The sequence below is a fragment of the Pseudomonas sp. Marseille-Q1929 genome, from assembly GCF_017316265.1.
Taxonomy (GTDB): domain Bacteria; phylum Pseudomonadota; class Gammaproteobacteria; order Pseudomonadales; family Pseudomonadaceae; genus Aquipseudomonas.
This window is the reverse complement of record NZ_JAFLWU010000003.1, coordinates 63,890-89,208: the sequence shown is the minus strand read 5'-3', so window position 1 is coordinate 89,208 and position 25,319 is coordinate 63,890. Positions and strand designations below refer to the sequence as shown.

Genomic DNA, 25,319 nt, shown 5'->3' with positions numbered 1-25,319 from the left:
TCGAACAGGGGCCGCCGCACACACGGGGCCCCTGGAACAAATCGGTTAGTTCAAGTGCTCGACGCGGATGCGCACCACAGGGCCGACCACGCCTTGCAAGGCTTCCAGGGCGGCGATGGCATCGTTCATATGCTGTTCAAGCACGCGGTGAGTCAGCAGGATCATCGGCACCTGGCCGTTTTGCTCCTCGACTTCCTTCTGCATGATCGACTCTATGTTGATACCGCGCTCCGACAGGATGCTGGCGACCTGGGCCAACACGCCCGGGTGGTCCTGGGCCTGGATGCGCAGGTAGTAGGCGCTTTCGCAGGCTTCGATCGGCAGGATCGGGTGGGCCGACAGCGAGTCCGGCTGGAAGGCCAGGTGCGGCACGCGGTTTTCCGGGTCGCTGGTCATGGCGCGAACCACGTCCACCAGGTCGGCGATCACCGACGAAGCGGTCGGCTCCATGCCGGCGCCGGCGCCGTAGAACAGGGTCGAACCGGCAGCATCACCGTTGACCATCACGGCGTTCATCACGCCATTGACGTTGGCGATCAGGCGGTCGGCCGGGATCAGTGTCGGGTGCACACGCAGCTCGATACCGGCTGGGGTGCTGCGCGCGACACCGAGGTGCTTGATGCGGTAGCCCAGGGCTTCGGCGTAGTTCACGTCGGCGGTGGTCAGCTTGGTGATGCCTTCGGTGTAGGCCTTGTCGAACTGCAGCGGGATACCAAAGGCGATGGACGCCAGGATGGTCAGCTTGTGCGCCGCGTCGATGCCTTCCACGTCAAAGGTTGGATCGGCTTCGGCGTAGCCCAGGGCCTGGGCTTCGGCCAGCACGTCTTCGAAGGTGCGGCCCTTCTCGCGCATTTCGGTGAGGATGAAGTTGCCGGTGCCGTTGATGATGCCCGCAACCCAGTTGATGCGGTTGGCGGACAGGCCTTCACGGATCGCCTTGATCACCGGGATACCACCGGCCACGGCGGCTTCGAACGCCACGATCACCCCCTTCTCGCGGGCCTTGGCGAAGATCTCGTTGCCGTGCACGGCAATCAGCGCCTTGTTGGCGGTAACCACGTGCTTGCCGTTCTCGATGGCCTTGAGCACCAGCTCGCGGGCCACGGTGTAGCCGCCCACCAGCTCGATGACGATATCGATTTCAGGGTTGGTGGCAACGGCGAAGACATCGTTGGTAATCGCAATACCGGTCGTTTCGAACTGAGGCTTTGGCGAACGCGTGGCAATTTGCGCCACTTCAATCCCGCGACCTGCGCGGCGGGAAATTTCTTCAGCATTACGCTGAAGTACGTTGAAGGTGCCGCCACCGACGGTCCCTAACCCACAGATGCCTACTTTGACCGGTTTCACTGAAGAACTCCCCATGAAACGGCCGACACTAGGTCGGCCGTGGAAAACAGCCGCACGACTGCGGCTTGCAATTAACGACCCGCCGACGTGTCAGCGAGCCTTGATCGTCGATGCTTCGACGATGCTGGTTTATTTGGCACCGAGCGCCAGTTTGGCAACTTGTGGTGCCGGCTGGTAGCCCGGAATCACTTGGCCGTCAGCCAAAACGATGGCCGGTGTACCGTTCACACCGATGGACTGGCCCAAGGCGAATTGCTTGGAAACCGGGTTGGCGCATTTGGCCGCCTTGATTTCCTTGCCATCGACCATCTTGTCCATGGCTGCCTTCTTGTCAGCCGAGCACCAGACGGCTTGCAACTGCTCGTCACCCGGCGAGCCCAGGCCCTGGCGCGGGAACGCTACGTAGCGTACTTCCACGCCGAGCTTGTTCAGCGCAGGCACTTCGGCGTGCAGCTTGTGGCAGTACGGGCAGGTGGTGTCGGTAAACACGGTGATGTGGGTCTTGGTCTCGCCAATGGCCGGGTAAACCACGGTCTCGGCCACCGGAATACCATTGATCAACTTGGACACGCCCAGGCGCTCGGCTTTCTCGGTGAGGTTGACCGGCTTGCCGTCTTTCAACTGGAACAGGTAGCCCTGCACGATGTACTGGCCATCGGCACTGGCGTACAGCACACGGCTGCCCTTGAGCTTGACTTCATACAGGCCGGCCATCGGGCTGGCACTGATGCTTTCGATTGGCGTGTCGAGTTGCAGGTTGGCCAGGCTCTTGCGGATGGTCTGCTCGGCAGCGTCATCGGCGACAACAAAGGTGGAAACCAACGCAATGGCTGCGGCGGCAATAATCTGGGTCAAGCGCATGGGAACTCCTGAAGGCAGATACAGGGACGGGCATAAACGCCGCTTGGAAACACAGGCCTGGGCCGTCCCCTTTGCTAACCGGCAAAGCCTACCACAGTTGGGCGCAAGGGCAGCCCGCAGCGGGACAAATTGGCGGTTTTCAGCCTCGTGGGTGGTGCTTGGCGTGCATATCCTGCAAACGTGCCCGCGCCACGTGGGTGTAGATCTGGGTTGTGGATAAGTCGCTGTGACCGAGCAGCATTTGTACAACGCGCAAATCCGCCCCGTGGTTGAGCAAATGGGTGGCAAAAGCGTGACGTAATGTGTGGGGCGACAGGCTCTTGCCGATACCCGCGACCTTGGCCTGATGCTTGATGCGGTGCCAGAACGTCTGGCGCGTCATCTGCTCGCCACGCTGGCTGGGAAACAGCACATCGCTGGGGCGCCCACCGAGCAACTCACTGCGTCCGTCGCGCATATAACGCTCGACCCACACGATCGCTTCCTCCCCCATCGGCACCAGCCGCTCCTTGCTGCCCTTGCCCATCACCCGCAACACGCCCTGACGCAGGTTGATCTGCTCCAGGGTCAGGCTGATCAACTCCGTCACCCGCAGGCCGCAGGCGTACAACACCTCCAGCATGGCGCGGTCGCGCTGGCCGATGGCTTCGCTCAGGTCCGGGGCGGCGAGCAAGGCATCGACGTCGGCTTCCGACAAAGACTTGGGCAACGGCCTGCCGAGTTGTGGCATATCGACTTGCAGGGTCGGGTCGAGGGCGATCAGTTTTTCCCGCAACAGGTAGCGATAGAAGCCACGCACACCGGAGAGGAATCGCGCAGTGGAACGCGGCTTGTAGTTCTGCTCAAGGCGCCAGGCCAGGTGATCGAGGATCAGCTCGCGGCCAGCATTGGGCAGTTCGAGGTTTTTTTCCTGCAGCCAGCCATTGAACAGGGCCAAGTCGCTGCGGTACGCCTGGCGGGTGTTGTCCGACAGGCCTTTTTCCAGCCAGAGGGCGTCGAGGAAGCGGTCGATCAAGGGGTGGTCGATGGCGGGCATGGGGGCTCAGGCGGGTTTCTGTAGTGTCTGTTAGATCCTATCGCAGGCAAGCCAGCTCCCACAGGGGTTTTGTGTCGGGTCACTGATTTCTACCCACCACAGATCAATTGTGGGAGCTGGCTTGCCTGCGATAGCCGCGACTCGGTCTCAAGTCAGTCTACAAACCCAGGCAACACCGGCACCGGCCGCTTATCGGCATCAATGGCCACAAAACTGAACACACCCTGGATCGCCCTTTCACGGCCATCGGCACTCATGCTCTCGACAAACACTTCCACTTCAACCTTGAGGCTGGTGTTACCCACTTTGATCACCCGGCCGATCAGTTCAACGATGGAGCCGGCAGGGATCGCATGATTGAAGTCGATACGGTCGGTGGAAACCGTCACCAACGGCAATCGGCAAAACCGCGTAGCCGTGATGAACGACACTTCATCCATCCAGGCCAACGCCGTGCCACCGAACAGCGTGTTGTGGTGGTTGGTGGTCGGCGGGAACACCGCCTTGGTCACATGGGTCACGGAAAGGTCGGTGCGGCGCTGGATTTCTTCAAGGCGAGTGGTCATTAACAAATACCGGCAAATAGACAAATTTCAGGCACAAAAAAGCAGCCCGTAGGCTGCTTTTTCCTGCATCGGGAAGCTGGACTTAAGCCAGTTTTTCCTTGATGCGAGCTGCTTTACCGGACAGGTCACGCAGGTAGTACAGCTTGGCTTTACGTACGTCACCGCGACGTTTAACGGCCATGCTGTCGATTTGCGGGCTGTAGGTCTGGAAAGTACGCTCTACGCCAACACCGTTGGAGATTTTACGAACAGTGAAAGCACTGTTCACACCACGGTTACGCTTGGCAATTACCACGCCTTCGAACGCTTGCAGACGCGAACGGTCGCCTTCCTTCACTTTCACCTGAACGACAATGGTGTCGCCCGGGGCAAAGGTAGGGATCTCTTTGGTCATCTGCTCTGCTTCGAGTGCAAGGATGATTTTGTTAGTCATGCTGTGCTCCTAAGGTAAGTCAATGGACCTACCATCGATACGTTGTTAACTATCGTCCCGCGCGAGGATGTATTCCTCGAGCAGCTTCTTCTCTTCTCCAGAAAGCGAGCGGCTTTCCAGAAGATCGGCGCGTCGTTCATAGGTCCGACCAAGGGACTGCTGTAAACGCCAACGCCGGATGTGTGCGTGATTGCCACTTAGCAATACGTCGGGAACACGCTGATCCGCATACACCTCCGGTCGGGTGTAGTGCGGGCAATCCAGCAAACCATCCGTGAAGGAATCTTCCTCCGCGGAGTCCGCATGCCCTAAAGCTCCAGGCAGCAGTCGTGTAACCGCATCTATCAGGACCATCGCCGGCAGCTCGCCGCCAGACAGGACATAGTCCCCAATCGACCACTCTTCATCGACATGAGCATCTATAAAACGCTCGTCAATGCCTTCGTAGCGACCGGCAATCAGGATCAATGCTTCCTCATTCGCCATGTCGCGTACCGCAGCCTGTTTCAGCTGACGGCCTTGAGGGGACAGGTAAATTACCTTCGCCTTCTCCCCGGCTGCGGCCTTGGCCTGGGCCAACGCGTCTTCCAGGGGCTTGATCTTCATCACCATGCCCGGGCCACCGCCAAATGGGCGATCGTCCACAGTGTGATGTCGATCCGTCGTGTAGTCTCGCGGGTTCCAACAGGTGAGCTGCAACAGCCCCTGTTTCACCGCCCGACTGGTGATGCCGTACTCGCTGATGGCGGAAAACATCTCGGGAAACAAACTGATCACTTCAATGCGCAAATTAGCCACGCTTAGAAGTCCGCATCCCATTCCACCTTCATCTCGCCTGCGGCCAGGTCGACGGCCAACACGCATTGCTCCGTATAGGGCAACAGGCGTTCGCGATCATCCAGGCTGCCAGCGCAAGGCTTGACCACCATTACATCATTGGCGCCGGTTTCCAGAAGATGGTCGATTTTCCCGAGCAATTGCCCGAGTTGATCAATAACCTTCAGACCTTCCAGCTGGTACCAGTAGTACTCGCCGTCGGTCAATTCAGGGAACAGGTTGCGCGGCACGCAGATCTCATAACCAGCCAGAAGACGAGCTTCTTCACGATCATCAAGACCCTTGAGCTTTGCGACCAGGAACTTGTCGCTCCCGCGTCCACTGACCAGCTCGACCTGTTTCACACTCCCTTCGCGCTTGAGCGTCCAGGTTTTGTACTGCAACAGGTTTTCAGTCGGATCAGTAAAGGAATACACCTTCACTTCGCCGCGAACGCCATGAACAGAGTAGATCTTGCCGATAACGATCAAATCATCAGCAACAGCTGGCGTCGCGTTCATATTGCTCAGGCTGCGGCCTTAGCCGAGTCTTTCAACAGCTTGGCAACGCGCTCGGATGGCTGTGCGCCAACGCTCAGCCAGTAGGCTACGCGCTCTTGGTTCACGGACAGACGAACTTCTTGACCACGAGCGATCGGGTTGAAGAAGCCAACTTGTTCCTTGTGAGAGCCGTCACGCGGGTTGCGGCTGTCAGTTACGGTCAAGTGGTAAAACGGGCGCTTTTTGGAGCCGCCAAGGGCAAGACGGATTGTTAGCATGTGAACATCGTTCCTGTAGTCGGTGCTGCAAATCTAAATGCACAGCGGGCATAGGTGCCCGAAAGGCCGCATATTCTAAGGAATATCCGGACTTTTGCAAATGTCTTTTTCTGGCGCCTATCGGCGTGCCATTCAGATCTGCTATAGAGCCGTCGGTTAAAACGGCAAGTCAGCTCCCGCTAACCGCGGGTTTGCTGGAGATCCCACGTCCATGTGGGTCGGAGCGCAAGCGTGCTTGCGCTCGAATACTTTACATTTTCGGCATGCCGCCGCCGGGCAACATACCGCCCATGCCGCGCATCATCTTGGCCATTCCGCCTTTTGCGGAGAATTTCTTCATCATCTTCTGCATCTGCTTGTGTTGCTTGATCAAGCGACCGATGTCCTGCACCTGGGTGCCGGAACCCATGGCGATCCGACGCTTGCGCGAACCGCTGATCAATTCAGGGTCGCGGCGCTCGGCCGGGGTCATGGAGTTGATGATGGCTTCCATCTGCTTGAACTGCTTCTCTGCCGCGCCCTGGGCATTGCCCATTTGCGCCAGGTTCACACCGCCGATGCTCGGCAGCTTGTCCATCAGGCCGCCGAGGCCGCCCATGTTCTTCATCTGTTGCAGCTGGTCACGGAAGTCTTCGAGGTCGAAGCCCTTGCCCTTCTTCAGCTTCTTGGCCAGCTTGTCGGCCTTGTCCTTGTCGAGCGTGGCTTCGGCCTGCTCGATCAGGCTGAGCACGTCGCCCATGCCAAGGATGCGCGACGCGATACGCTCCGGGTGGAACGGTTCGAGCGCTTCGCTCTTCTCGCCCATACCGATGAACTTGATCGGCTTGCCGGTGATGGCACGTACCGACAGCGCGGCACCGCCACGGGCGTCGCCGTCGACCTTGGTGAGAATCACGCCGGTCAGCGGCAGCGCATCACCAAAGGCCTTGGCGGTGTTGGCCGCATCCTGGCCGGTCATGGCGTCGACCACGAACAGCGTCTCGACCGGGTTGATCGCGGCATGCAGCGCCTTGATCTCGCCCATCATCTCTTCATCGATGTGCAGGCGACCGGCGGTATCGACGATCACTACGTCGATGAACTTCAGCTTGGCTTCTTTAATAGCCGCGTTGGCGATATCGACCGGCTTCTGGCTCAGGTCGGACGGGAAGAAGGTCACGCCCACTTCGCCCGCGAGCATTTCCAGCTGTTTAATCGCCGCCGGACGGTAGACGTCGGCCGACACCACCATCACGGATTTCTTCTTGCGCTCTTTAAGGAAGCGCGCCAGCTTGCCGGCGGTGGTGGTCTTGCCCGCACCTTGCAGACCGGCCATCAGCACGACGGCCGGTGGCACGGCGCTGAGGTTCAGGTCTTCGTTGGCGGCGCCCATCAGGCTTTCGAGTTCGGCCTGGACGATCTTCACGAAGGCCTGGCCCGGCGTCAGGCTGCGGGACACTTCGGTGCCCACTGCGCGCTCTTTGACCGAGTTGACGAAGTCCTTCACCACTGGCAAGGCCACGTCGGCTTCCAGCAACGCCATGCGCACTTCACGCAGGGTGTCTTTGATATTGTCCTCGGTCAGCTTGGCCTTGCCGGTTACGTGGCGCAGCGTCTGCGAGAGACGGTCAGTCAAGTTTTCAAACATGCGCGTTCCTTTCAGGCCCTACTCATCGAAATGCAGTGGTAGACCGAGGTAATGACGGCCCAGGCTGTGGTAAATCGCTATTAAAAACAGCGCTCGGCGAGCCTGCGGCGTGGGCAGGTCGCGGATTATAGCGAAGACTGCCGCCATGCACACCCGCTGTCTGGCCTGAGAGTCTTTCGTGTTACGCGGGGGTATGCCAAACTCAGCGTCTTTCGGGCTTGCCTAACAGGATTTATGCTCCCTTTGTCACCCAGTTTGCTACCCAGCCTCGCCGCCGCCCTTTTGTATGCCGCTGCGACTCTCTATCAGGGCACTCGTCTGGCCCAAGGCACCAAGGCGGACAAGCGCCTGCTGGTTGGCCTCGGCGTCGCTGCCCTGCTGGCCCACGCGGCCAGCCTGTTTACCCACCTGATGACGCCGGTCGGCCTGGGCCTGGATTTTTTCAGCGCGGCCAGCCTGATCGCCGCGGCCGTGATCGCCTTGACGCTGATCGCCTGCTCGCGCATCCCGGTGGAGAACCTGCTCGTCCTGCTATTCCCCCTGGGCCTGCTGACGGTGCTGCTGTCGCAATTCGCCCCCACCGGCACCGTACAGGTGATCGATGAGGAGCCGGGCATCCTCGCGCACATCCTGCTGTCGATCCTGGCCTACGGCATGTTCACCATCGCGGTGTTCCAGTCCCTGCTCCTGCTGCTGCAGGACCACCAGCTCAAGCACAAGCACCCGTCCGGGCTAATCAAGAACTTCCCGCCGCTGCAAACCATGGAAAGCCTGCTGTTCGGTTTCCTCTGGGCCGGCTGGACGCTGCTGTCGCTGTCACTGATCTCCGGCTGGCTGTTCGTCGAAAACCTGTTTGCCCAGCACCTGGTGCACAAGACCCTGCTGGCGTGCCTGGCCTGGGTGGTGTTCAGCGTGCTGCTGTGGGGCCGTAACCGCCTTGGCTGGCGCGGGCACAAGGCGATCCGCTGGACCCTGGCCGGTTTCTGCCTGCTGATGCTGGCCTATTTCGGCAGCAAGCTGGTTCGCGAATACATCCTGCATATCTGACGGGCAGCGATCATGGACAACTTGCCCCTGGGGCCGATGCTCGCGGTAATCGCCTTGCTGGTGTTATGGGCGGCGCTGTTTACCGCCATCGAAGCCGCACAACAACACCTGCTGGCCCTGCGCCCCGGTACACGCCAGGGTGACAAGGCGGCGGCGCGCCTGAACTTCCCGCGCAACAGCCTGATTCTGTGCAACAGCTTGTGCCGCGCGGCAGTGGTGATTCTCTGCACGCTGCTGGCGATCTACGCCTGGGCGCAAAACGGCCCTTGGCTGGGCTGGATGATTTCCTGCGCGATCCTGCTGATCCTCGCCGACTATCTGCCCCGCGCCCTCGCCACGCGCTATCCGCAGGCGGTGCTGGGCTTTGGCAACACGCTGCTGGGCGTGCCGCTGAAAATCCTCTACCCGCTGGCCTGGCTGCTCAATGGCATCAGCCTGTTGTTGCTGCGCCCGTTTGCCCGCAAGTCCGGCGTGGTGAAAAAGAGCGACGAGCCGTTGCCGGATCATGATGACGAGCCCGAGCCCCAGGCCGATGAAGACCGCACGCCGGGCATGCCGGGCATCCACGCGCTGGACAACATCACTGTCAACGACATCCTGGTGCCACGCAGCGAAGTGGACGGCATCAACCTGGATGATTCGATCGAAGAAATCATCGAGCAACTGCGCACGTCCCAGCGCACCCGCCTGCCGGTGTTCCACAGCGATATCAACCAGGTCGAAGCCGTCCTCAACACCCGGCAGATCCAGCACCTGCTGCCCAACGCCAGCCTGACCAAGGAAGCGTTGCTCGCGGCGTGCCACGAACCCTACTTCGTCCCGGAAAGCACGCCGCTGCAACTGCAACTGCTGAACTTCCACAAGCAACAGCGCCGCCTGGGCATGGTGGTGGACGAATACGGCGAAGTGCTGGGCATTGTCACCCTCGAAGACATCCTTGAAGAAATCGTCGGCGAATTCGAAAGCGAACAGGGTGCAGACAATCCTCACATCGAACCGCAGCCCGATGGCCGCTACATTGTCGATGGCGCGGCGTCGATCCGCGAACTGAACAAGAGCCTGAACTGGCACCTGCCCAGCGACGGCCCCAAGACCCTCAATGGCTTGGTCACCGAAGCGCTGGAGACAATTCCCGATTGCGCGGTGTGCCTGAAGATCGGGCGTTATCGCCTGGAAATCCTCGAGACCGAAGACAACCGGGTCAGCAAAGTGCTGATCTGGCACACCAGCCGGGTGCCTGTCGCCGCCTGAACCCACTCGATCAACCTGTGGGAGTTGGCTTGTGTGGGAGCTGGCTTGCCTGCGATGCAGGCGACTCGGTTCATCAGTTGCACCGAGGCGATGCTATCGCAGGCAAGCCAGCTCCCACACAAGCCCAGCTCCCACAGAGATCCAGTTTCAGCCCACCAGCCTCTTGTTGTATTTCAAAACCCCTTCCTATAATCCCTGCGGCTTACCAAAGCCCCGCCCGTCCGCGTGCTACCCGCACTCAAAGCGTCCAGGCACCGCTTTACCGTGTCTGACCGGTGTTCGCTCCCATCCCGAGCCGCCCCGCGCACAACCCATGATCCATGGGTGTTCGACCCATAATAATCCGCGTCCAAACGCGCAATGACCGCTAGGGATACCGCCATGAGCACCACCTATAACGAGGCCGCGACCGACGCCGCCCCGACCAACTCGACCGCACGGGTCGCCACGGCCAGCATCGTCGGCACCGCCATCGAGTTCTACGACTTCTATATCTACGCCACGGCCGCCGCGCTGGTGATCGGACCGGTGTTCTTCCCGCAGACCTCCGGCACCGCGCAGATGCTGGCGTCGTTCCTGACCTTCGGCATCGCCTTTATCGCCCGCCCGCTGGGTTCGGCGTTGTTCGGCCACTTTGGCGACCGTATTGGCCGCAAATCCACCTTGGTCGCCTCGCTGCTGTTGATGGGCGTGTGCACCACGCTGATCGGTTTACTGCCGGGCTACGACAGCATCGGGGCCTGGGCGCCGATCCTGTTGTGCGTGCTGCGCTTCGGCCAGGGCCTGGGCCTTGGTGGGGAATGGGGCGGTGCCGCCTTGCTCGCCACCGAGAACGCGCCGAAAGGCAAACGTGCCTGGTTCGGCATGTTCCCGCAATTGGGCCCGTCGATTGGCTTCCTCGCGGCCAACGGCCTGTTCCTGATCCTGGCCATGAGCCTGAGCGACGAGCAGTTCCGCAGCTGGGGCTGGCGTATCCCGTTCATCCTCAGCGCAGCCTTGGTGATGGTGGGCCTGTACGCGCGCCTGAAACTGCATGAAACCCCAGTGTTCGCCAATGCCGTGGCCAAGGAAGCCCCGGTCAAAGTGCCGCTGGTGGAGCTGTTCAGCCAGCACTGGCTGCCGGTGCTGCTGGGCGCGGCGTCGATGGTGGTGTGTTATGCACTGTTCTACATCACCACCGCGTTTTCCCTGAGCTACGGCGTGTCGACCCTGGGTTACAGCCGCGAGACATTCCTCGGCCTGCTGTGCTTCGCGGTGTTGTTCATGGGGCTGGCCACACCGCTGGCGGCCCTGGCCAGTGATCGCTACGGGCGCCGGCCGGTGCTGATCGTCGGCGCAATCCTGGCGATCCTGTCGGGCTTTACCATGGAGCCACTGCTGACCCACGGCTCAACCTGGGCCGTGGCACTGTTCCTGGCGCTGGAGCTGTTCCTGATGGGCGTGACGTTTGCACCGATGGGCGCGATGCTGCCGGAACTGTTCCCGACCCGCGTGCGTTATACCGGCGCATCGGCGGCGTATAACCTGGGTGGGATCGTGGGCGCGTCGGCGGCACCGTTCTTCGCGACCAAGCTGGTGGCGATGGGTGGGCTGAGTTATGTCGGCGGGTATGTGTCGGCGGCAGCGTTGCTGAGCTTGATTGCGGTGCTGTGCCTGAAAGAGACGCGGGATAATGATTTGAACAAGGTCGCCTGACAGACCGCCATCGCGGGCAAGCCCGCTCCCACATTTGAAGGTATTCACAATTCAAACTGTGGGAGCTGGCTTGCCTGCGATGGGCGCGACTCGGTTACAGCTCTACTACAACAGCCTTGGAAGCACGAGTAGCCTTGGCCCGAGCCGCTTCAATCGACTCATCCCGCGCCAACGCCACACCCATCCGCCGCTGACCATTCACTTCTGGCTTGCCAAACAGGCGCAGCGCCGTGTCCGGTTCGCTCAAGGCCGCGCCAAGGTTGGCGAATGCCGTCTGGGTCGACTGCCCTTCCACCAGAATCACCGCCGACGCCGAAGGCCCGAACTGACGGATCAACGGAATCGGCAGGCCGAGGATAGCGCGCGCGTGCAGTGCAAACTGCGACAGGTCCTGGGAAATCAGGGTCACCAAGCCAGTGTCATGCGGGCGCGGCGACACTTCGCTGAACCACACCTGATCGCCCTTGATGAACAGCTCCACGCCAAACAGACCACGGCCACCCAAGGCCTCGGTCACGGCTTTGGCGACGCGCTCGGATTCGGCCAAGGCAATCGGGCTCATGGCCTGCGGCTGCCAGGATTCCTGGTAATCGCCCTTCTCCTGACGATGACCAACCGGTGCACAGAAGGTGGTGCCGCCAATGTGGCGCACGGTCAGCAAGGTGATTTCGTAGTCGAAGTCGATAAAGCCTTCGATGATCACCCGGCCTTTACCGGCACGCCCGCCTTCCTGGGCGTAATCCCAGGCTGTCTGCACGTCATCAGCGCTGCGCAGCAGGCTCTGGCCCTTGCCCGACGAACTCATCACCGGCTTGACCACGCACGGGAAGCCCAGGTCTTGCACGGCCTTGCTGTAGTCTTCGAAGGTATCGGCGAAGTGGTACGGCGAGGTTGGCAGGTCCAGCTCTTCGGCGGCCAGGCGACGGATGCCTTCGCGGTTCATGGTCAGCGAAGTGGCACGCGCCGTCGGGATCACGGTGAAGCCTTCGGCTTCCAGTTCCACCAGGGTGGCGGTGGCGATGGCTTCGATTTCCGGCACGATGAAGTGCGGCTTCTCGGCCTCGATCACCGCACGCAGGGCGGCGCCGTCGAGCATGTTGATCACGTGGCTACGGTGCGCAACCTGCATGGCAGGGGCGTTGGCGTAGCGATCCACGGCAATCACTTCAACGCCCAGGCGTTGCAGTTCGATTACCACTTCCTTGCCCAGCTCACCGCAGCCACACAGCAAAACGCGGGTCGCGGTTGGCGACAATGGAGTTCCGATTCGGGTCATCTCAGGTCCTCAGGGGAGCGGATCGTTTGGAGAAAGGCCGGCATTTTACATGAACTGTAAAAATTGGCCTCAGTTGACGACGGCGCGCTTGCGCACGCGCCAGGCCATGACCAGCCACACCACCGTGACCCCGGCGAATTTCGACGCCAGCGCAGTGCCGGCCACGGCCGGGGTGAGTGCACCGATCAGGCCGAAAAAGATAAAGGTATCGAGGGGAATGCTCAGCGCCGAACTGATCCACAGACGGTCGTGGAGCGGGCGCTTGGTGATGCTGAACACCAGCCAGTCGATGCACTCGGACACCGCGAACGCCGTGGCGCTGGCCAACGCAATGGCCGGGTCGGAGGTTACATACGACAGCACCAGCGCGGCCAGCATGGCCACGATTGCGCCGTGGCCGAAGCGGGTTTGCACCATGTCGCGCAGGATAAAGACCAGGCCACCCCAAGCGGACCAGATGACATCCAGGTGCGGGGCGGTGGAGAAGGCGAAGTTGATCAGCACGACGCTGCTGATGTAGGCGATCAGGAAGAGCATGGGAAAGTGGACCTGTGGGTTATGCCGCACAGGGTACTTCACAATTGGAAATATGTCGTCTGGGAGGGCCTCATCGCAGGCAAGCCAGCTCCCACATTTTGACCGCATTCCTACAGGATAAACGCGGTCCAATGTGGGAGCTGGCTTGCCTGCGATAGCAATCTATCAGGCGCCAGATTTCCCAGGAACCATAAACACCATCCCCCCCGCCACCGCCCGCTCATGACACAACCCCAACACCACCCGGCGCTCGGCATTGTCCATGCGCCCCCAGCGCGTGATCTCGTCCACCGTACGCTGGCAGCCCGTGCAGATATCGTCGTCATCCAGCGCACAAATACTCACGCACGGCGAGGCAACGGGGCGTTCAATCGGGTTCATTCTTCCTGCTCAACCAAGTCACGCGCGTAACGCTGCGAGTTATGCACATAGTGCGCGGCGCTGGCTTCGAGCATCTTCTTCTGCGCCTCGGTCAACTCACGCACCACCTTGCCCGGCGAACCCATCACCAGCGACCCGTCAGGAATTTCCTTGCCCTCGCCGATCAGCGAGTTGGCGCCGATGATGCAGTGCTTGCCGATCTTGGCGCCGTTGAGGATCACCGCGTTGATGCCGATCAGGCTGTAGTCGTCCACCGAGCAGCCGTGCAGCATGGCGTTATGGCCGATGGTCACGCCGGTGCCCAGGGTCAGCGGGTAGCCCATGTCGGTGTGCATCACGCTGCCGTCCTGCACGTTGCTGTTCTTGCCGATCAGGATCAGTTCGTTGTCGCCACGCAACACCGCGTTGAACCAGACGTTGGCGCCCTCCTCCAGCTTGACCTTGCCCACCAGCGTGGCATTGGGGGCCACCCAGCTGTTGGGGTGCGTCTCGACGCGGGCGTCGCCCAGGCGGTATTTCATGGTTTTTCCTCACGGCTCGCCATTCAAACGATGGCTTATTAGATGTTGATGAAGCTTTTCGGTGGCTGGTGCAGGCTGATCTTGGCGTCGTCATAGAGCAGGTTGATCAACTCGACGATCATGATCGCCGTCAGGCCCCAGATCTTGTATTCGCCAAACCGATAGCTGGGCACGTACCAACTGCGGCCCTGGTAATCGATCCTATGGGTATGTTCGCGCGGGTCCTGTCGGAAAAACTCCAAGGGCACGCTGAACACGGCAGCAATCTCGGCATCGTTGGCCAGGTACTCGACGTAATCGGGGATAACGCCGACATAGGGTGTCACCCGAATGCCATGCAGGGAGATCAGTGGACTCAACGGGCCAATCACTTCCACCAGGCCGGGCGGCAGGCCGATTTCTTCTTCGGCTTCACGCAGCGCGGTAAAGATCAGGTCCGGGTCTTCGGGATCGCGGCGCCCGCCGGGGAAGGCCACTTCGCCGCCGTGGGTCGACAGGCCACTGGCGCGCAGGGTCAGGATCAGCTCAGGTTCGTCACTGCGGGTAATCGGCACCAGCACCGCGGCCTCGGGGAAACGCCCGTCGGTCTCCAGGGTGTGGGGAGTGTGATTGCTTACCCGGCGAAGTAGCTCGTCCAGCATGAGTCATCTCGGTCTGTTGGCTACCTTGCATCATGCACCAAAGCGTGCGGGCGCCCAACCCCAAAACCCAGGGGCTGTCGCTAAACGACAACTTGCAGGGCCCTGCCCGCCAAGCCAAGATAGACGCACTTTCCAGGAACCCCAGCATGAATTTCTGCAGCCAGTGCGGTAAACCGGTTACCCAACGTATCCCCGAAGGCGACGGCCGCCTGCGTTTTGTGTGTGATCACTGCTCGACCATTCACTACCAGAACCCCAATATCGTCGCTGGCACCGTGCCAGTGTGGGGCGACAAAGTGCTGCTGTGCCGCCGCGCCATCGAACCGCGCCTGGGTTACTGGACCCTGCCTGCCGGCTTCATGGAGAACGGCGAAACCGTCGAACAGGCCGCCGCCCGCGAAACCCTGGAAGAAGCCTGCGCCCGCGTGCGCAACCTGAGCATCTACACCCTGATCGACGTGCCGCACATCAACCAGGTGCACATCTTCTACCGCGCCGACCTGGTGGACCTGGACTTCGCCGCCGGCCCCGAAAGCCTTGAAGTGCAGCTATTCGACGAAGCCGACATCCCTTGGTCCGAGCTGGCTTTCCGCACGGTCGGGCGTACCTTAGAATGCTTTTTCGCTGACCGCCGGCAACAGCAGTTCCCGGTGCGCAGCGAAGCGGTGCCGCCGATGATGCCATCGCCCAAATAACACTCCAGGCAGGAAATCGTTTTAATGCGTCTGTTGCTCGCCCTTATCTGCCTGTCGTTCGCTACCTTGTCATCAGCCTCCACGGTGGAAACCATCGGCGGCAAAACCGTCGAAAAAGTCCTGGTCCTCAAGTCCGCCCACCAATTGCAACTGATCAACGACGGCAAGCCCCTCAAGACCTACCGCATTTCCCTCGGCAAGAACCCCAAGGGCCACAAGCTGATCGAAGGCGACCGCCGCACGCCAGAAGGCCTCTACTGGCTCGACTGGCGCAAGACCAGCGACCGCTTCAACCTGGCCATGCACATTTCCTACCCCAATATCAGCGACGCCGCGCGCGCCCGCCGTGAAGGCGTGAAGCCCGGCAGCATGATCATGATCCACGGCACCCCCGACACCGAGGAGTACCCGGAGCAGTGGTTCCACACCCTGGACTGGACCGACGGCTGCATCGGTATGCGCAACGTGGATATGCGCGAAGTGTGGAACCTGGTCAAGGACGGCACCCTCATCGAGATTCGTCCGTAATCTCGTACCGTTCGTAAAATAATTCGATTTTTTTTCCTGCCCCCAGCAACGCCTGCCGGTGAATACCAGTTCACCGCGCCGGGCTGCACTGTTCTGCGCGCGATAAAGACCTCTCTAATACCACTTGATACCAGCCCCCATTACAGGGCTCTAAAACCTTGGCCTGCACCATTTTGGCCGCATTGACATGGTATTTAAGTGGTATTAATTTCCGGCCAATACCGGGCGACAACACTCCAATAACCGCATCGGAAACCCAACAGATGAACCCCATCCTGGCCCTGCGCCCCGACGACAAACAATCCACGCCGCTGTACCTGCAATTGGCGCGCAAACTGGAAGCGGCGATCCACGCCGGCCAGTGGACGTCTGAACAGGCGCTGCCCTCGGAACGTGCGCTATGCGAGCAGTTGAGCATTTCGCGGGTTACCGCCCGCAAAGCCCTGGAAGTGCTGTTTGCCCAAGGCCTGATCCGCCGCAGCCAAGGCTCCGGCACCTTTATCACGCCGCGCCTGGAACAGCCGCTGTCACGTCTCTCGGGCTTTAGCGAGATGCTGCGCCTGAAGGGCTTTGTGCCCAGCTCCCAATGGCTGGAGCGCGACATCACCCCGCCGACCCACGAAGAACTGATCCGCCTGTGCCTGTCGCCCACCGACAAAGTGGCGCGCCTCAAGCGCCTGCGCAAAGCCGACGACACGGTGATGGCCATTGAGATGACCGCCATGCCCGCCGCCATCTTGCCCAACCCGCAGGTGGTCGGCAGTTCGCTGTACGAATACCTCGAAGGCATCGGCAAACCCATCGTGCGCGCCCTGCAACATATCCAGGCGATCAACGCCTCGGACGAATTCGCCAAGCTGGTGGGCATCGCTCCCGGCACCGCCATGTTGCTGATGACCCGCGTGGGCTACACCGCCGACAACACGCCGATCGAAATCACCGACACCTATTGCCGCAACGACTACTACGACTTTGTCGCAGAGCTGCGCCGCTATGACTTTGCCGCCGAGCTGCGGCCTTAGAGAACTGCCATGTCCGAAGACAATATCCTCACGCCCCACGGCTGGATGCGCGGCCGCCTGGTGCACGAACACGGCAAGGTGATCGCCATCGAAGGCACGCCTTGCGACCCGGCCGACAACGATTTGCCCTACCTGCTGCCGGGTTTTATCGACCTGCACGTACACGGCGGTGGCGGCAAGGACATCATGGAAGGCTTTGCCGCCTTCGAGACCATTACCCGCACCCACGTGCGCTTTGGCACCACGTCACTGCTGGCCACGACCATGACCGCGCCGGTGGACGAGATCTCCAGCGTGCTCGACCAGCTTGGCACCTTCTGTGAACAACGCCCTACCGGCTGCGCCCGGGTTCTCGGCGTGCACCTGGAAGGGCCCTACATCAATCCGGGAAAACTCGGCGCCCAACCCAACTTCGCCCACACCGCGCTGATGGATGAAGTGGAAGCCTACCTGCGCCTGGCACCGATCCGCGTGATCACCATCGCGCCGGAAATCGCCGGCCATGACGCGTTGATCCGCTCCCTCAGCCAGCGCGGCGTGCGCATGCAGATCGGTCACACCCTGGGCAGCTATGAAGAAGGCGTCGCCGCCCTCGCCGCTGGCGCCACTAGCTTCACCCACTTGTACAACGCCATGAGCCCGCTGCATCACCGTGAGCCGGGCATCGTCGGCGCCGCGTTGGCCCACGCCAAGTACGCCGAGTTGATCCCCGACTTGCTGCACGTGCACCCCGGCGCCATGCGCGTGGCCTTGCGTGCGATCCCGTGTTTGTACTGCGTCACCGATTCCACCGCCGCCGCCGGCATGCCCGACGGTGAATACAAGCTGGGCAGCCACACCGTGACCAAATGCCTGGGCGGCGTGCGCCTGGCCGACGGCACCCTGGCCGGCAGCACCCTGACCATGGATCAGGCGTTGCGCAACCTGGTGAAAATCGGCCTGCCGATCAGCGAAGCCTCACAACGCCTGTCGCAATTTCCTGCGGACTATCTGGGCCTGGAAGAACGCGGCCGCCTGCAACCCGGCAGTTTTGCCGACTGCGTGCGCCTGGACCGCTCCCTGCAACTCACCGACGTAATGGTCGAAGGAGAAACCATTGACTTCAAAAATGCTTGAAGAGGCCCTGGCCTCCTGCGACGCCGTCGCGGCACAGCTGCAACGCCTGGAACCACAGCTTGCAGAAATCGCCGGCCGCCTGCGCCGCCAGCCGCCGCAAGTGGCAATGACCATCGCGCGCGGCAGTTCGGACCACGCCGCCAGCTACTTTGCCTACCTGGCGATGCAGCACGTGGGCATCCCGGTAGCGTCGCTGCCGATGTCGGTGGTGACCTTGTTGCAGGCGCCGATGAAAGTCAGCGGCCAAGTCGCGTTCGGCTTCTCCCAGTCCGGCCAGAGCCCGGACCTGGTCAACAGCCTGCGCCTGCTGCGCAAACGCGGCGCGCTGAGCATCTCGCTGGTCAACGCCGAAGACTCACCGCTGGAAGCTGCCTGTGAGTTCCACGTACCGCTGTGCGCCGGTCCGGAACACAGCGTCGCCGCGACCAAAAGCTTTATCGCCACCCTAAGCGCCAGCGCGTTGTTGGTCGGCCACTGGAACGGCGAAGCGGACTTGCTGCAAGCCTGCCAAGCGCTGCCCGACGGCCTGCGCGAAGCCGCCAAGCAAGACTGGAGCGCCGCCATAGACGCCTTGAGCGGTTGCCAGCAACTGATGGTGATCGGCCGTGGCGCCGGGTTTGCCATCGCCCAGGAAGCCGCGCTCAAGCTCAAGGAAACCTCGGCGATCCAGGCCGAAGCCTTCAGCAGCGCCGAAGTGCGCCACGGGCCGATGGCCTTGATCGGCGCCGACTACCCGCTGCTGGTCTTCGCCCCACGCGGCGCCGAACAGGCCGGCCTGTTGAGCCTGGCCGCCGATATGCGCCAACGCGGTGCCCGTGTGTTGCTGGCCGCGCCGGACGATATCGCCGAGCGCGACCTGACCCTGAGCCGCGCCGAACACCCAAGCCTGGACCCGATCCTGGCGATCCAGAGTTTCTACGTGATGGCGGCAGGTCTGGCTGAAGCCCGGGGCATGGACCCGGACCAGCCGCGTCACCTGAGCAAAGTTACCCGCACTCACTGAGTCGCGCTTTCCTGATGAGTACCGTGCCCATGTCCTACAACAATAATGAATTGACCCTCAGCGCCCCGTTAAGCGGGCCCGTGCTGACCCTGGGCAACGTTCCCGACGAAGTGTTCGCCAGCGGCGCCATGGGCGATGGTATTGCCATCGACCCGCTGAACGATTGCCTGCATGCGCCCTGTGACGGTGTGATCATCCATGTCGCGCGCACCGGGCACGCCCTGACGATTCGCGCCGAGAACGGTGCCGAAGTGCTGATGCATGTGGGCATCGATACGGTGGAACTGAATGGCGAAGGCTTTGCCTTGCTGGTGAAGGAAGGCACAAAGGTGAGCAAGGGCCAGGCGCTGGTGCAGTTTGACCTGGACCGCATTGCGCGCCAGTGCAAAAGCCTGGTCAGCCTGATCATCCTGACCAATGGCGAGCGCTTTGAGTTGCGTTCGGTGGCCGGGAAAGCGGTGAAGGTCGGCGAGCCGTTGTTGCAGATCGTGGCGCGCTCGGCGGCAGCGATGCAAACCGCTGTGGATAACTCGGACACTGAAGTCAGCGCCCACGTGCGCATCACTCACCGAGGCGGTTTGCACGCGCGTCCTGCGGCGTTGATTCGCAAGACGGCCCAGGGTTTCAGCAGCCAGGCACAGCTGCATTTCAGCGACAAGTCGGCGTCATGTGACAGCCTGATCGGCTTGATGGGCCTGGGAATTGGAGAAGGTGATGAAATCCGTGTGAGCTGTCGTGGCAAAGATGCGGAGGCAGCGTTGCAGGCACTGATCGCGGCTTTATCAGCCGTTATCAAGGAAGAACACCACGCGCCGGTCGTTGCCACCCCACGCCGAGCCAATACTGAAGCCGGCGTTTTGCAAGGTGTGTGTGCTGCGCCGGGCCTGGTGTGCGGGCCGCTGTTCCGCCTGACCGGTATCGAACTGCCGGCAGACACCGGCCACCATGCTGCCGATGAGCAACTGCAACGACTGGACACCGCCCTGGAGCAAGTACGCAGCGAAATCCGCATGACTCTGGATCAAGCGCGCCAGCGCAAGAACGTCGAAGAAGAAGACATCTTCGCCGCCCATCTCGCACTGATGGAAGACCCTAACCTGCTGGAAGCCGCGACCGGTTCCATTGAACAAGGCAGCGCAGCCACCCACGCCTGGCGCGATGCAATCCAGGCGCAATGCGCGGTGTTGCTGGCCCTGGGCAAACCACTGTTTGCCGAACGCGCCAATGATCTGCGGGATTTGCAACAACGGGTATTGCGCGCGCTGCTGGGTGAAGCCTGGCATTTCGAATTGCCCGCCGGGTCGATTGTCAGTGCCCATGAGCTGACCCCGTCTGACCTGCTGCAACTGACTGCGCAACAGGCCGCCGGCATCTGCATGGCCGAAGGTGGCGCGACGTCCCACGTGGCTATTCTCGCGCGCGGCAAAGGCCTGCCCTGCGTCGTGGCGTTGGGCAGCGAAGTGCTCGACGTGCCCCAAGGCCAACGCGTGGTACTGGACGCCGCCAATGGCCGCCTGGAACTGGCCCCCAGCGACGCGCGCCACGCCGAGGTGCACCAGATTCGCGACGCACAACAACTGCGCCGTCAGCAGCAACATGCCCAAGCCCACCAACCGGCACGCACCACAGATGGTGTGAGCATCGAAGTCGCCGCCAACGTCGCCTCCAGCAACGAGGCCCAAGTGGCGTACGAAAATGGCGCCGACGGCGTCGGCCTGCTGCGCACCGAATTCCTCTTCGTCGACCGCCGCACCGCGCCGGATGAACAGGAACAACGCCAGGCCTATCAAGCGGTGCTCGATGCCATGGGCGACAAGGCGGTGATCATCCGCACCATCGACGTGGGTGGCGACAAGCAACTGGACTATCTGCCGTTACCCGTCGAGGCCAATCCCGTGTTGGGCCTGCGCGGTATCCGCATGGCCCAGGTGCGGCCCGAACTGCTCGATCAACAACTGCGCGCGCTGTTGCAAGTCTCGCCGCTGGAGCGTTGCCGCATCCTGTTGCCGATGGTCAGCGAAGTGGATGAGCTGTTGCAGATCCGCCAGCGCCTGGATGAATTGTGCGTCGAACTGGAACTGACCCAACGCCCCGAACTCGGCGTGATGATCGAAGTGCCCGCCGCCGCGCTGCTGGCCGAACAACTGGCCAAGCACGCGGACTTCCTCTCCATCGGCACCAACGACCTGTCCCAGTACACCCTGGCCATGGACCGCGACCACGCCGGCCTCGCCGCCCGCGTCGACGCGCTGCACCCGGCGCTGTTGCGGCTGATCGCCCAGACCTGCGCGGGTGCGGCCAAGCATGGGCGTTGGGTCGGCGTGTGCGGCGCCCTCGCCTCCGACCCGCTGGCTACGCCGGTGCTGATCGGCCTGGGCGTCAGCGAGTTGTCGGTAAGCCCGCCGCAAATCGGTGAAATCAAGGACCGCGTCCGCCACCTGGACGCGGCGCAATGCCGGCAACTGAGCCAGGGCCTGCTCGACCTGAGCAGCGCCAAGGCCGTTCGCCAAGCCTGTCAACACCACTGGCCGCTGAGCTGACAACAACAAGAAAAAAGGAGACACGCCATGTACCAACACTTTATCGAAGGCCTGCAACGCCTCGGCCGCGCGCTGATGCTGCCGATTGCGATCCTGCCCATCGCCGGCCTGCTGCTGCGCCTGGGCGACACCGATCTGCTGAACATCGCGGTGATGCACGATGCCGGGCAGGCGATCTTCGCCAACCTGGCGCTGATCTTCGCCATCGGCATTGCCGTGGGTTTCGCCCGCGACAACAACGGCACGGCGGGCCTGGCCGGGGCGATTGGTTACCTGGTGATGATCTCCACCCTCAAGGTGATGGATACGAGCATCAACATGGGCATGCTCGCGGGTATCGCCAGCGGCCTGATGGCGGGCGGGCTGTATAACCGCTTCAAGGACATCAAGCTGCCGGAGTACCTGGCGTTCTTTGGCGGGCGACGGTTTGTGCCGATTGTCACCGGGTTCAGCGCGGTCGGGCTGGGGGTGATCTTTGGCTTGATCTGGCCGCCGATCCAGCACGGCATCAATGGTTTTGGCGTGTTGCTGATGGAAAGCGGCAGCCTCGGCGCGTTCGTGTTTGGTGTGTTCAACCGCCTGCTGATCGTCACCGGGCTGCACCATATCCTCAACAATATGGCGTGGTTTGTGTTTGGCAGCTTTACCGACCCGGCAACCGGCGCAGTAGTGACTGGCGACTTGACCCGCTACTTCGCCGGCGACCCGAAAGGCGGCCAGTTCATGACCGGCATGTTCCCGGTGATGCTGTTCGGCCTGCCGGCGGCGTGTCTGGCGATGTACCGCAACGCGCTGCCGGAGCGGCGCAAGGTAATGGGCGGGATTTTCCTGTCGATGGCACTGACCTCGTTCTTGACCGGGGTGACCGAGCCGATTGAATTTGCGTTCATGTTTCTTGCGCCATTCCTGTACCTGATCCATGCGCTGCTTACCGGGCTGTCGATGGCTGTCACCAACATGTTGAATATCCACCTCGGGTTTACCTTCTCCGGTGGGTTTATCGACATGGTGCTGGGTTGGGGCAAGTCCACCAATGGCTGGCTCGTATTTCCGGTGGGGTTGGCGTATGCGCTGATCTACTACAGCGTGTTCAGCTACTGCATTCGCCGGTTCAATCTGAAGACGCCGGGGCGTGAGGATATCCAGGTGGTGCAGGCCGAGGTGATGACCGATAACCAGCGGGCCAGCGCATACATCCGTGCATTGGGCGGCGCTTCGAACCTGTTGAGTGTGGGCGCGTGCACGACGCGCCTGCGCCTGGACATGGTGGACCGCAACAAGGCGGTGGATGCGGACTTGAAAGCGCTGGGCGCCATGGCCGTGGTTCGACCGGGGAATGGCGGCAGTTTGCAGGTGGTGGTTGGGCCGATGGCCGATAGCATTGCCGATGAGATTCGCTTGGCGATGCCTTCGTTTGTTGCCAGTGCACCGGTGATGGTTGCGCCTGTGGATAAGCTGGTGGCGGTGAACGTGCAGGAGGCCGAGAAGTGGCTGGATGCCTTGGGTGGCCGGGGGAATGTGCGGCAGTTGGAAGCCGTGGCGATGACGCGGTTGCGGGTGGAACTGGGGGATGATTCGGTACTGTCGGAAGCGGATCTGACTGCACTGGGTTGCCAAGGTGTGAGCCAACTGGACAGCGGTGTTTGGCACTTGCTGATTGGTGACAAGGCTTCGGGGTTGGGTGAGGCGTTGGAGCGGTTGGTCAGTGGTCGGCAGATTGGGGCTGGGGCTTAACGCGTCAGTGCCTGGACCGGCCCCTTCGCGGGCAAGCCCGCTCCCACATTTTTGATCTGTGAATACATTCAAAACTGTGGGAGCGGGCTTGCCTGCGATGAGGCCCTCACAGACAACAAAAAACCCGCTGGCCAAACTGGCCCAGCGGGTTTTTTATTCGCAATCTGCGCCTAGGCAGACGCCCTACGCTGTTGCGCTTCGTAATGGCGCGTCTGAAATGGCATCAACGCCTGCGCCTTCAAACCCAACCCCTCACTAAGTCCCCAAGACACGGCCAACTCATCACGTCGACTGCGCAACGCAACAGTGCCCAGCGGTTTCACATACGGTTTGGAAGCCGATGCCGAAAACAGCTCAAGCGCTTCCAGCGCCTCGAGAACCCGGCTATCCGTAACACACGAAAAGCGCGTAAAACGCTCAAGCAGATACCCTGCGCGACGCACCTCCAACTCACTGGAGTGGCCATCCAGAAAGTTTCTCACTTCGCCCACAAGGTTCACATCCGAGTACCACACAGCCTTCGCGGCACTCACGAGAGCGTCGTCGTCAGCCTGATTCAGCGGATTTTTAACCAGTGTGTCCAAGGCGGACGAGAGGACGGGACCGTTAATCGGCTTCGCCATCTGCAGTCTCCAGATATTCGTGCAAGATATTGGTCAGAATAGATTTGGGCGGCTCTTTGTTGCCAACATACATATCAATCGCCTGCATTGCCAGCCGACGGAGCTCAGCGGTCACGATGAAGCCCGCCCTGAGCAACGCCATGATGTCACTCACGTCCTGCTCTGTAGCTCTACCCAGCTTTGAGATAGCAATATCGATAGGTGCCGCTATATGCAGATGCAGCGCGGATTCAAGCGGAAAGTCTTCCAGTGGGATGCTTCGCTCCCAATAGTCTTCGTGAAGCGGACCAAAACCGGTGTTGTATTGAAGGTCATAGTTCAGCTCCATGACACGGCCAGAGTGCTCATCGAAAAACTGTTCGGGAAACTCTGCCAGTAGGGTTTGAAGGCGCAGTGTATTTCGACAATCCGAGGAATAGATCTCCGCATCCACATCCGTGGAAATACGATGGTGCGTATATAAGTGAACAGCGCAGCCGCCGAAGACAATCACCTTGACCGCCCCCGGCTTGGCGCCTTCAAGTATCAACTCCTCTTCGATTGACTTGAACATCGCAACCAAAGCTCGCCCTAGTGAAGTACTTGTCTTGATGCGCGGAACGACGGTATCTGGTAATGCCATCATTGAATGTCAAACCCGTAAGCCATGTTGCTGGACGGGCCTTGAATTCAGATCCCGATCACTGAACCGACAGCGACCGATAAAGGCTATTGAGGCAGGTTCCGAGGGACAACCTGAAAGGCTTGTCGGAAAGGTCTGAAGCGCCTGTACGGACGCCATCGCGGGCAAGCCCGCTCCCACATTTTTGATCTGTGAATACATTCAAAATGTGGGAGCTGGCTTGCCTGCGATGAGGCCCTCACAGCCAACAAAAAACCCGCCGGCCAAACTGGCCCAGCGGGTTTCTTGTTTTTGCAGCGTACGAATCAGAAATCCGCCAACTGCCACACTTCATACGCCGGTGTCTCATACGGATGGCTCAGTTTCAACGCAGCCACAACAGCCACCATCAACTCATCCGCCACCACCAACTCCACCTTCCATTCTTCAACCACTTCAACCTGGCCCACTTGCCCGATAAACGGCTGACTGCCGTCCAACGCGCGGAATTGGCCCTGGCCCAGCACTTGCCAGGCGCAGCTGTCGTAGTTGCCGATGCGCCCGCCGCCAGCAGTGAAGACGGCGGTTTTCACCGTCTCCACATGGCTGTCGGGCACAAAGAAGGCGAGCTTGTACACCGT

27 protein-coding genes are annotated in these 25,319 nt (G+C 61.1%); 10 read left to right on the top strand and 17 right to left on the bottom strand.

From position 1 onward, the window contains the following. Positions 1 to 45: 45 nt before the first annotated feature. The 9 genes from J1G37_RS06365 to ffh form a co-directional block, all read right to left on the bottom strand. A complete protein-coding gene (locus J1G37_RS06365; protein ID WP_049711679.1) occupies positions 46 to 1,350 on the bottom strand; it encodes a homoserine dehydrogenase in 1,305 nt (434 codons plus the stop codon). Between the two features lie 129 nt (positions 1,351 to 1,479). Continuing rightward, positions 1,480 to 2,211: a thioredoxin fold domain-containing protein gene (locus J1G37_RS06360; RefSeq protein ID WP_017736772.1), complete on the bottom strand. Its 732-nt coding sequence runs from the start codon at positions 2,209 to 2,211 to the stop codon at positions 1,480 to 1,482. 139 nt (positions 2,212 to 2,350) lie between these two features. Continuing rightward, entirely contained in the window at positions 2,351 to 3,247 is an 897-nt protein-coding gene (gene xerD, locus J1G37_RS06355) for a site-specific tyrosine recombinase XerD (protein WP_207040580.1), read from the bottom strand. A gap of 152 nt (positions 3,248 to 3,399) precedes the next feature. Then, entirely contained in the window at positions 3,400 to 3,813 is a 414-nt protein-coding gene (locus J1G37_RS06350) for an acyl-CoA thioesterase (protein WP_017736774.1), read from the bottom strand. Positions 3,814 to 3,895: 82 nt separating this feature from the next. Then, complete coding sequence (gene rplS / locus J1G37_RS06345; protein ID WP_003175895.1) at positions 3,896 to 4,246, bottom strand: 50S ribosomal protein L19; 351 nt, start codon at positions 4,244 to 4,246, stop codon at positions 3,896 to 3,898. A 45-nt stretch (positions 4,247 to 4,291) separates the two neighbouring features. Continuing rightward, positions 4,292 to 5,065: a tRNA (guanosine(37)-N1)-methyltransferase TrmD gene (trmD, locus tag J1G37_RS06340; protein ID WP_177413985.1), complete on the bottom strand. Its 774-nt coding sequence runs from the start codon at positions 5,063 to 5,065 to the stop codon at positions 4,292 to 4,294. Beyond that, positions 5,047 to 5,583, bottom strand: a complete 537-nt coding sequence (gene rimM / locus J1G37_RS06335) for a ribosome maturation factor RimM (RefSeq protein ID WP_003175898.1) — start codon at positions 5,581 to 5,583, stop codon at positions 5,047 to 5,049. The genes trmD and rimM overlap by 19 nt, the downstream gene beginning before the upstream one ends. Positions 5,584 to 5,588: 5 nt before the next feature. Further along, the gene (rpsP, locus tag J1G37_RS06330) at positions 5,589 to 5,840 is read right to left on the bottom strand and encodes a 30S ribosomal protein S16 (protein ID WP_003238923.1); all 252 of its coding nucleotides are present in this window, start codon (positions 5,838 to 5,840) and stop codon (positions 5,589 to 5,591) included. Positions 5,841 to 6,090: 250 nt separating this feature from the next. Beyond that, a complete protein-coding gene (gene ffh, locus J1G37_RS06325; protein WP_207040579.1) occupies positions 6,091 to 7,467 on the bottom strand; it encodes a signal recognition particle protein in 1,377 nt (458 codons plus the stop codon). Between the two features lie 243 nt (positions 7,468 to 7,710). Here ffh and ccsA point away from each other — a divergent pair, with 243 nt between their 5' ends. The 3 genes from ccsA (at position 7,711) to J1G37_RS06310 (ending at position 11,460) form a co-directional block, all read left to right on the top strand. Beyond that, on the top strand, positions 7,711 to 8,514 hold the full coding sequence (gene ccsA / locus J1G37_RS06320) for a cytochrome c biogenesis protein CcsA (RefSeq protein WP_207040578.1): 804 nt from the start codon (positions 7,711 to 7,713) through the stop codon (positions 8,512 to 8,514). A 12-nt stretch (positions 8,515 to 8,526) separates the two neighbouring features. Then, on the top strand, positions 8,527 to 9,765 hold the full coding sequence (locus J1G37_RS06315) for a transporter associated domain-containing protein (RefSeq protein ID WP_207040577.1): 1,239 nt from the start codon (positions 8,527 to 8,529) through the stop codon (positions 9,763 to 9,765). A gap of 381 nt (positions 9,766 to 10,146) precedes the next feature. Beyond that, on the top strand, positions 10,147 to 11,460 hold the full coding sequence (locus J1G37_RS06310; RefSeq protein WP_207040576.1) for an MFS transporter: 1,314 nt from the start codon (positions 10,147 to 10,149) through the stop codon (positions 11,458 to 11,460). A 94-nt stretch (positions 11,461 to 11,554) separates the two neighbouring features. On the opposite strand, the gene purT is transcribed toward J1G37_RS06310, so the two are convergent. From purT to J1G37_RS06285, 5 genes are all read right to left on the bottom strand, one after another. Continuing rightward, positions 11,555 to 12,736, bottom strand: a complete 1,182-nt coding sequence (gene purT, locus J1G37_RS06305) for a formate-dependent phosphoribosylglycinamide formyltransferase (protein ID WP_124525028.1) — start codon at positions 12,734 to 12,736, stop codon at positions 11,555 to 11,557. Positions 12,737 to 12,805: 69 nt separating this feature from the next. Continuing rightward, entirely contained in the window at positions 12,806 to 13,273 is a 468-nt protein-coding gene (locus J1G37_RS06300) for a VUT family protein (RefSeq protein ID WP_124525029.1), read from the bottom strand. A 165-nt stretch (positions 13,274 to 13,438) separates the two neighbouring features. Beyond that, positions 13,439 to 13,654 carry a DUF1289 domain-containing protein gene (locus J1G37_RS06295; protein WP_207040575.1) on the bottom strand — a complete coding sequence of 72 codons (216 nt, stop codon included), beginning with the start codon at positions 13,652 to 13,654 and terminating at the stop codon, positions 13,439 to 13,441. Then, positions 13,651 to 14,175: a gamma carbonic anhydrase family protein gene (locus J1G37_RS06290; protein WP_207040574.1), complete on the bottom strand. Its 525-nt coding sequence runs from the start codon at positions 14,173 to 14,175 to the stop codon at positions 13,651 to 13,653. Before J1G37_RS06290 ends, J1G37_RS06295 begins: the two co-directional genes overlap by 4 nt. Before the next feature lie 38 nt (positions 14,176 to 14,213). Beyond that, positions 14,214 to 14,816, bottom strand: a complete 603-nt coding sequence (locus J1G37_RS06285) for a CoA pyrophosphatase (RefSeq protein WP_017736785.1) — start codon at positions 14,814 to 14,816, stop codon at positions 14,214 to 14,216. 146 nt (positions 14,817 to 14,962) lie between these two features. On the opposite strand from J1G37_RS06285, the gene J1G37_RS06280 reads away from it, so the two are divergent. From J1G37_RS06280 to nagE, 7 genes are all read left to right on the top strand, one after another. Next, entirely contained in the window at positions 14,963 to 15,511 is a 549-nt protein-coding gene (locus J1G37_RS06280) for an NUDIX hydrolase (RefSeq protein ID WP_207040573.1), read from the top strand. Between the two features lie 24 nt (positions 15,512 to 15,535). Further along, positions 15,536 to 16,039, top strand: coding sequence for a L,D-transpeptidase family protein (locus J1G37_RS06275; RefSeq protein ID WP_207040572.1), 504 nt, complete (start codon positions 15,536 to 15,538; stop codon positions 16,037 to 16,039). A gap of 263 nt (positions 16,040 to 16,302) precedes the next feature. Further along, the gene (locus tag J1G37_RS06270) at positions 16,303 to 17,061 is read left to right on the top strand and encodes a GntR family transcriptional regulator (protein WP_207040571.1); all 759 of its coding nucleotides are present in this window, start codon (positions 16,303 to 16,305) and stop codon (positions 17,059 to 17,061) included. 9 nt (positions 17,062 to 17,070) lie between these two features. Then, positions 17,071 to 18,177 carry an N-acetylglucosamine-6-phosphate deacetylase gene (gene nagA, locus J1G37_RS06265; protein WP_207040570.1) on the top strand — a complete coding sequence of 369 codons (1,107 nt, stop codon included), beginning with the start codon at positions 17,071 to 17,073 and terminating at the stop codon, positions 18,175 to 18,177. Further along, positions 18,158 to 19,180 (top strand): SIS domain-containing protein, encoded by a 1,023-nt coding sequence (locus J1G37_RS06260; RefSeq protein WP_207040569.1) that lies wholly within the window; start codon positions 18,158 to 18,160, stop codon positions 19,178 to 19,180. The genes nagA and J1G37_RS06260 overlap by 20 nt, the downstream gene beginning before the upstream one ends. Before the next feature lie 29 nt (positions 19,181 to 19,209). Further along, a complete protein-coding gene (gene ptsP / locus J1G37_RS06255) occupies positions 19,210 to 21,720 on the top strand; it encodes a phosphoenolpyruvate--protein phosphotransferase (protein WP_207040568.1) in 2,511 nt (836 codons plus the stop codon). 27 nt (positions 21,721 to 21,747) lie between these two features. Beyond that, entirely contained in the window at positions 21,748 to 23,454 is a 1,707-nt protein-coding gene (gene nagE, locus J1G37_RS06250) for an N-acetylglucosamine-specific PTS transporter subunit IIBC (RefSeq protein WP_207040567.1), read from the top strand. A 170-nt stretch (positions 23,455 to 23,624) separates the two neighbouring features. On the opposite strand, the gene J1G37_RS06245 is transcribed toward nagE, so the two are convergent. The 3 genes from J1G37_RS06245 to J1G37_RS06235 form a co-directional block, all read right to left on the bottom strand. Continuing rightward, complete coding sequence (locus J1G37_RS06245; protein ID WP_207040566.1) at positions 23,625 to 24,077, bottom strand: hypothetical protein; 453 nt, start codon at positions 24,075 to 24,077, stop codon at positions 23,625 to 23,627. Further along, positions 24,061 to 24,702 (bottom strand): DUF6036 family nucleotidyltransferase, encoded by a 642-nt coding sequence (locus J1G37_RS06240; protein ID WP_242551450.1) that lies wholly within the window; start codon positions 24,700 to 24,702, stop codon positions 24,061 to 24,063. The genes J1G37_RS06245 and J1G37_RS06240 overlap by 17 nt, the downstream gene beginning before the upstream one ends. A gap of 302 nt (positions 24,703 to 25,004) precedes the next feature. Next, positions 25,005 to 25,316 carry an NGG1p interacting factor NIF3 gene (locus J1G37_RS06235; protein ID WP_207040565.1) on the bottom strand — a complete coding sequence of 104 codons (312 nt, stop codon included), beginning with the start codon at positions 25,314 to 25,316 and terminating at the stop codon, positions 25,005 to 25,007. Positions 25,317 to 25,319: the final 3 nt, after the last annotated feature.

Bases quoted from the DNA above. Each gene is read 5' to 3' on its own strand.
- J1G37_RS06360 (WP_017736772.1), bottom strand. From the start codon at position 2,211: ATGCGCTTGACCCAGATTATTGCCGCCGCAGCCATTGCGTTGGTTTCC.
- xerD (WP_207040580.1), bottom strand. From the start codon at position 3,247: ATGCCCGCCATCGACCACCCCTTGATCGACCGCTTCCTCGACGCCCTC.
- J1G37_RS06350 (WP_017736774.1), bottom strand. From the start codon at position 3,813: ATGACCACTCGCCTTGAAGAAATCCAGCGCCGCACCGACCTTTCCGTG.
- rplS (WP_003175895.1), bottom strand. From the start codon at position 4,246: ATGACTAACAAAATCATCCTTGCACTCGAAGCAGAGCAGATGACCAAA.
- trmD (WP_177413985.1), bottom strand. From the start codon at position 5,065: ATGGGATGCGGACTTCTAAGCGTGGCTAATTTGCGCATTGAAGTGATC.
- rimM (WP_003175898.1), bottom strand. From the start codon at position 5,583: ATGAACGCGACGCCAGCTGTTGCTGATGATTTGATCGTTATCGGCAAG.
- rpsP (WP_003238923.1), bottom strand. From the start codon at position 5,840: ATGCTAACAATCCGTCTTGCCCTTGGCGGCTCCAAAAAGCGCCCGTTT.
- ffh (WP_207040579.1), bottom strand. From the start codon at position 7,467: ATGTTTGAAAACTTGACTGACCGTCTCTCGCAGACGCTGCGCCACGTA.
- J1G37_RS06315 (WP_207040577.1), top strand. From the start codon at position 8,527: ATGGACAACTTGCCCCTGGGGCCGATGCTCGCGGTAATCGCCTTGCTG.
- J1G37_RS06310 (WP_207040576.1), top strand. From the start codon at position 10,147: ATGAGCACCACCTATAACGAGGCCGCGACCGACGCCGCCCCGACCAAC.
- purT (WP_124525028.1), bottom strand. From the start codon at position 12,736: ATGACCCGAATCGGAACTCCATTGTCGCCAACCGCGACCCGCGTTTTG.
- J1G37_RS06300 (WP_124525029.1), bottom strand. From the start codon at position 13,273: ATGCTCTTCCTGATCGCCTACATCAGCAGCGTCGTGCTGATCAACTTC.
- J1G37_RS06295 (WP_207040575.1), bottom strand. From the start codon at position 13,654: ATGAACCCGATTGAACGCCCCGTTGCCTCGCCGTGCGTGAGTATTTGT.
- J1G37_RS06290 (WP_207040574.1), bottom strand. From the start codon at position 14,175: ATGAAATACCGCCTGGGCGACGCCCGCGTCGAGACGCACCCCAACAGC.
- J1G37_RS06285 (WP_017736785.1), bottom strand. From the start codon at position 14,816: ATGCTGGACGAGCTACTTCGCCGGGTAAGCAATCACACTCCCCACACC.
- J1G37_RS06280 (WP_207040573.1), top strand. From the start codon at position 14,963: ATGAATTTCTGCAGCCAGTGCGGTAAACCGGTTACCCAACGTATCCCC.
- J1G37_RS06275 (WP_207040572.1), top strand. From the start codon at position 15,536: ATGCGTCTGTTGCTCGCCCTTATCTGCCTGTCGTTCGCTACCTTGTCA.
- J1G37_RS06270 (WP_207040571.1), top strand. From the start codon at position 16,303: ATGAACCCCATCCTGGCCCTGCGCCCCGACGACAAACAATCCACGCCG.
- nagA (WP_207040570.1), top strand. From the start codon at position 17,071: ATGTCCGAAGACAATATCCTCACGCCCCACGGCTGGATGCGCGGCCGC.
- ptsP (WP_207040568.1), top strand. From the start codon at position 19,210: ATGTCCTACAACAATAATGAATTGACCCTCAGCGCCCCGTTAAGCGGG.
- nagE (WP_207040567.1), top strand. From the start codon at position 21,748: ATGTACCAACACTTTATCGAAGGCCTGCAACGCCTCGGCCGCGCGCTG.
- J1G37_RS06245 (WP_207040566.1), bottom strand. From the start codon at position 24,077: ATGGCGAAGCCGATTAACGGTCCCGTCCTCTCGTCCGCCTTGGACACA.
- J1G37_RS06240 (WP_242551450.1), bottom strand. From the start codon at position 24,702: ATGATGGCATTACCAGATACCGTCGTTCCGCGCATCAAGACAAGTACT.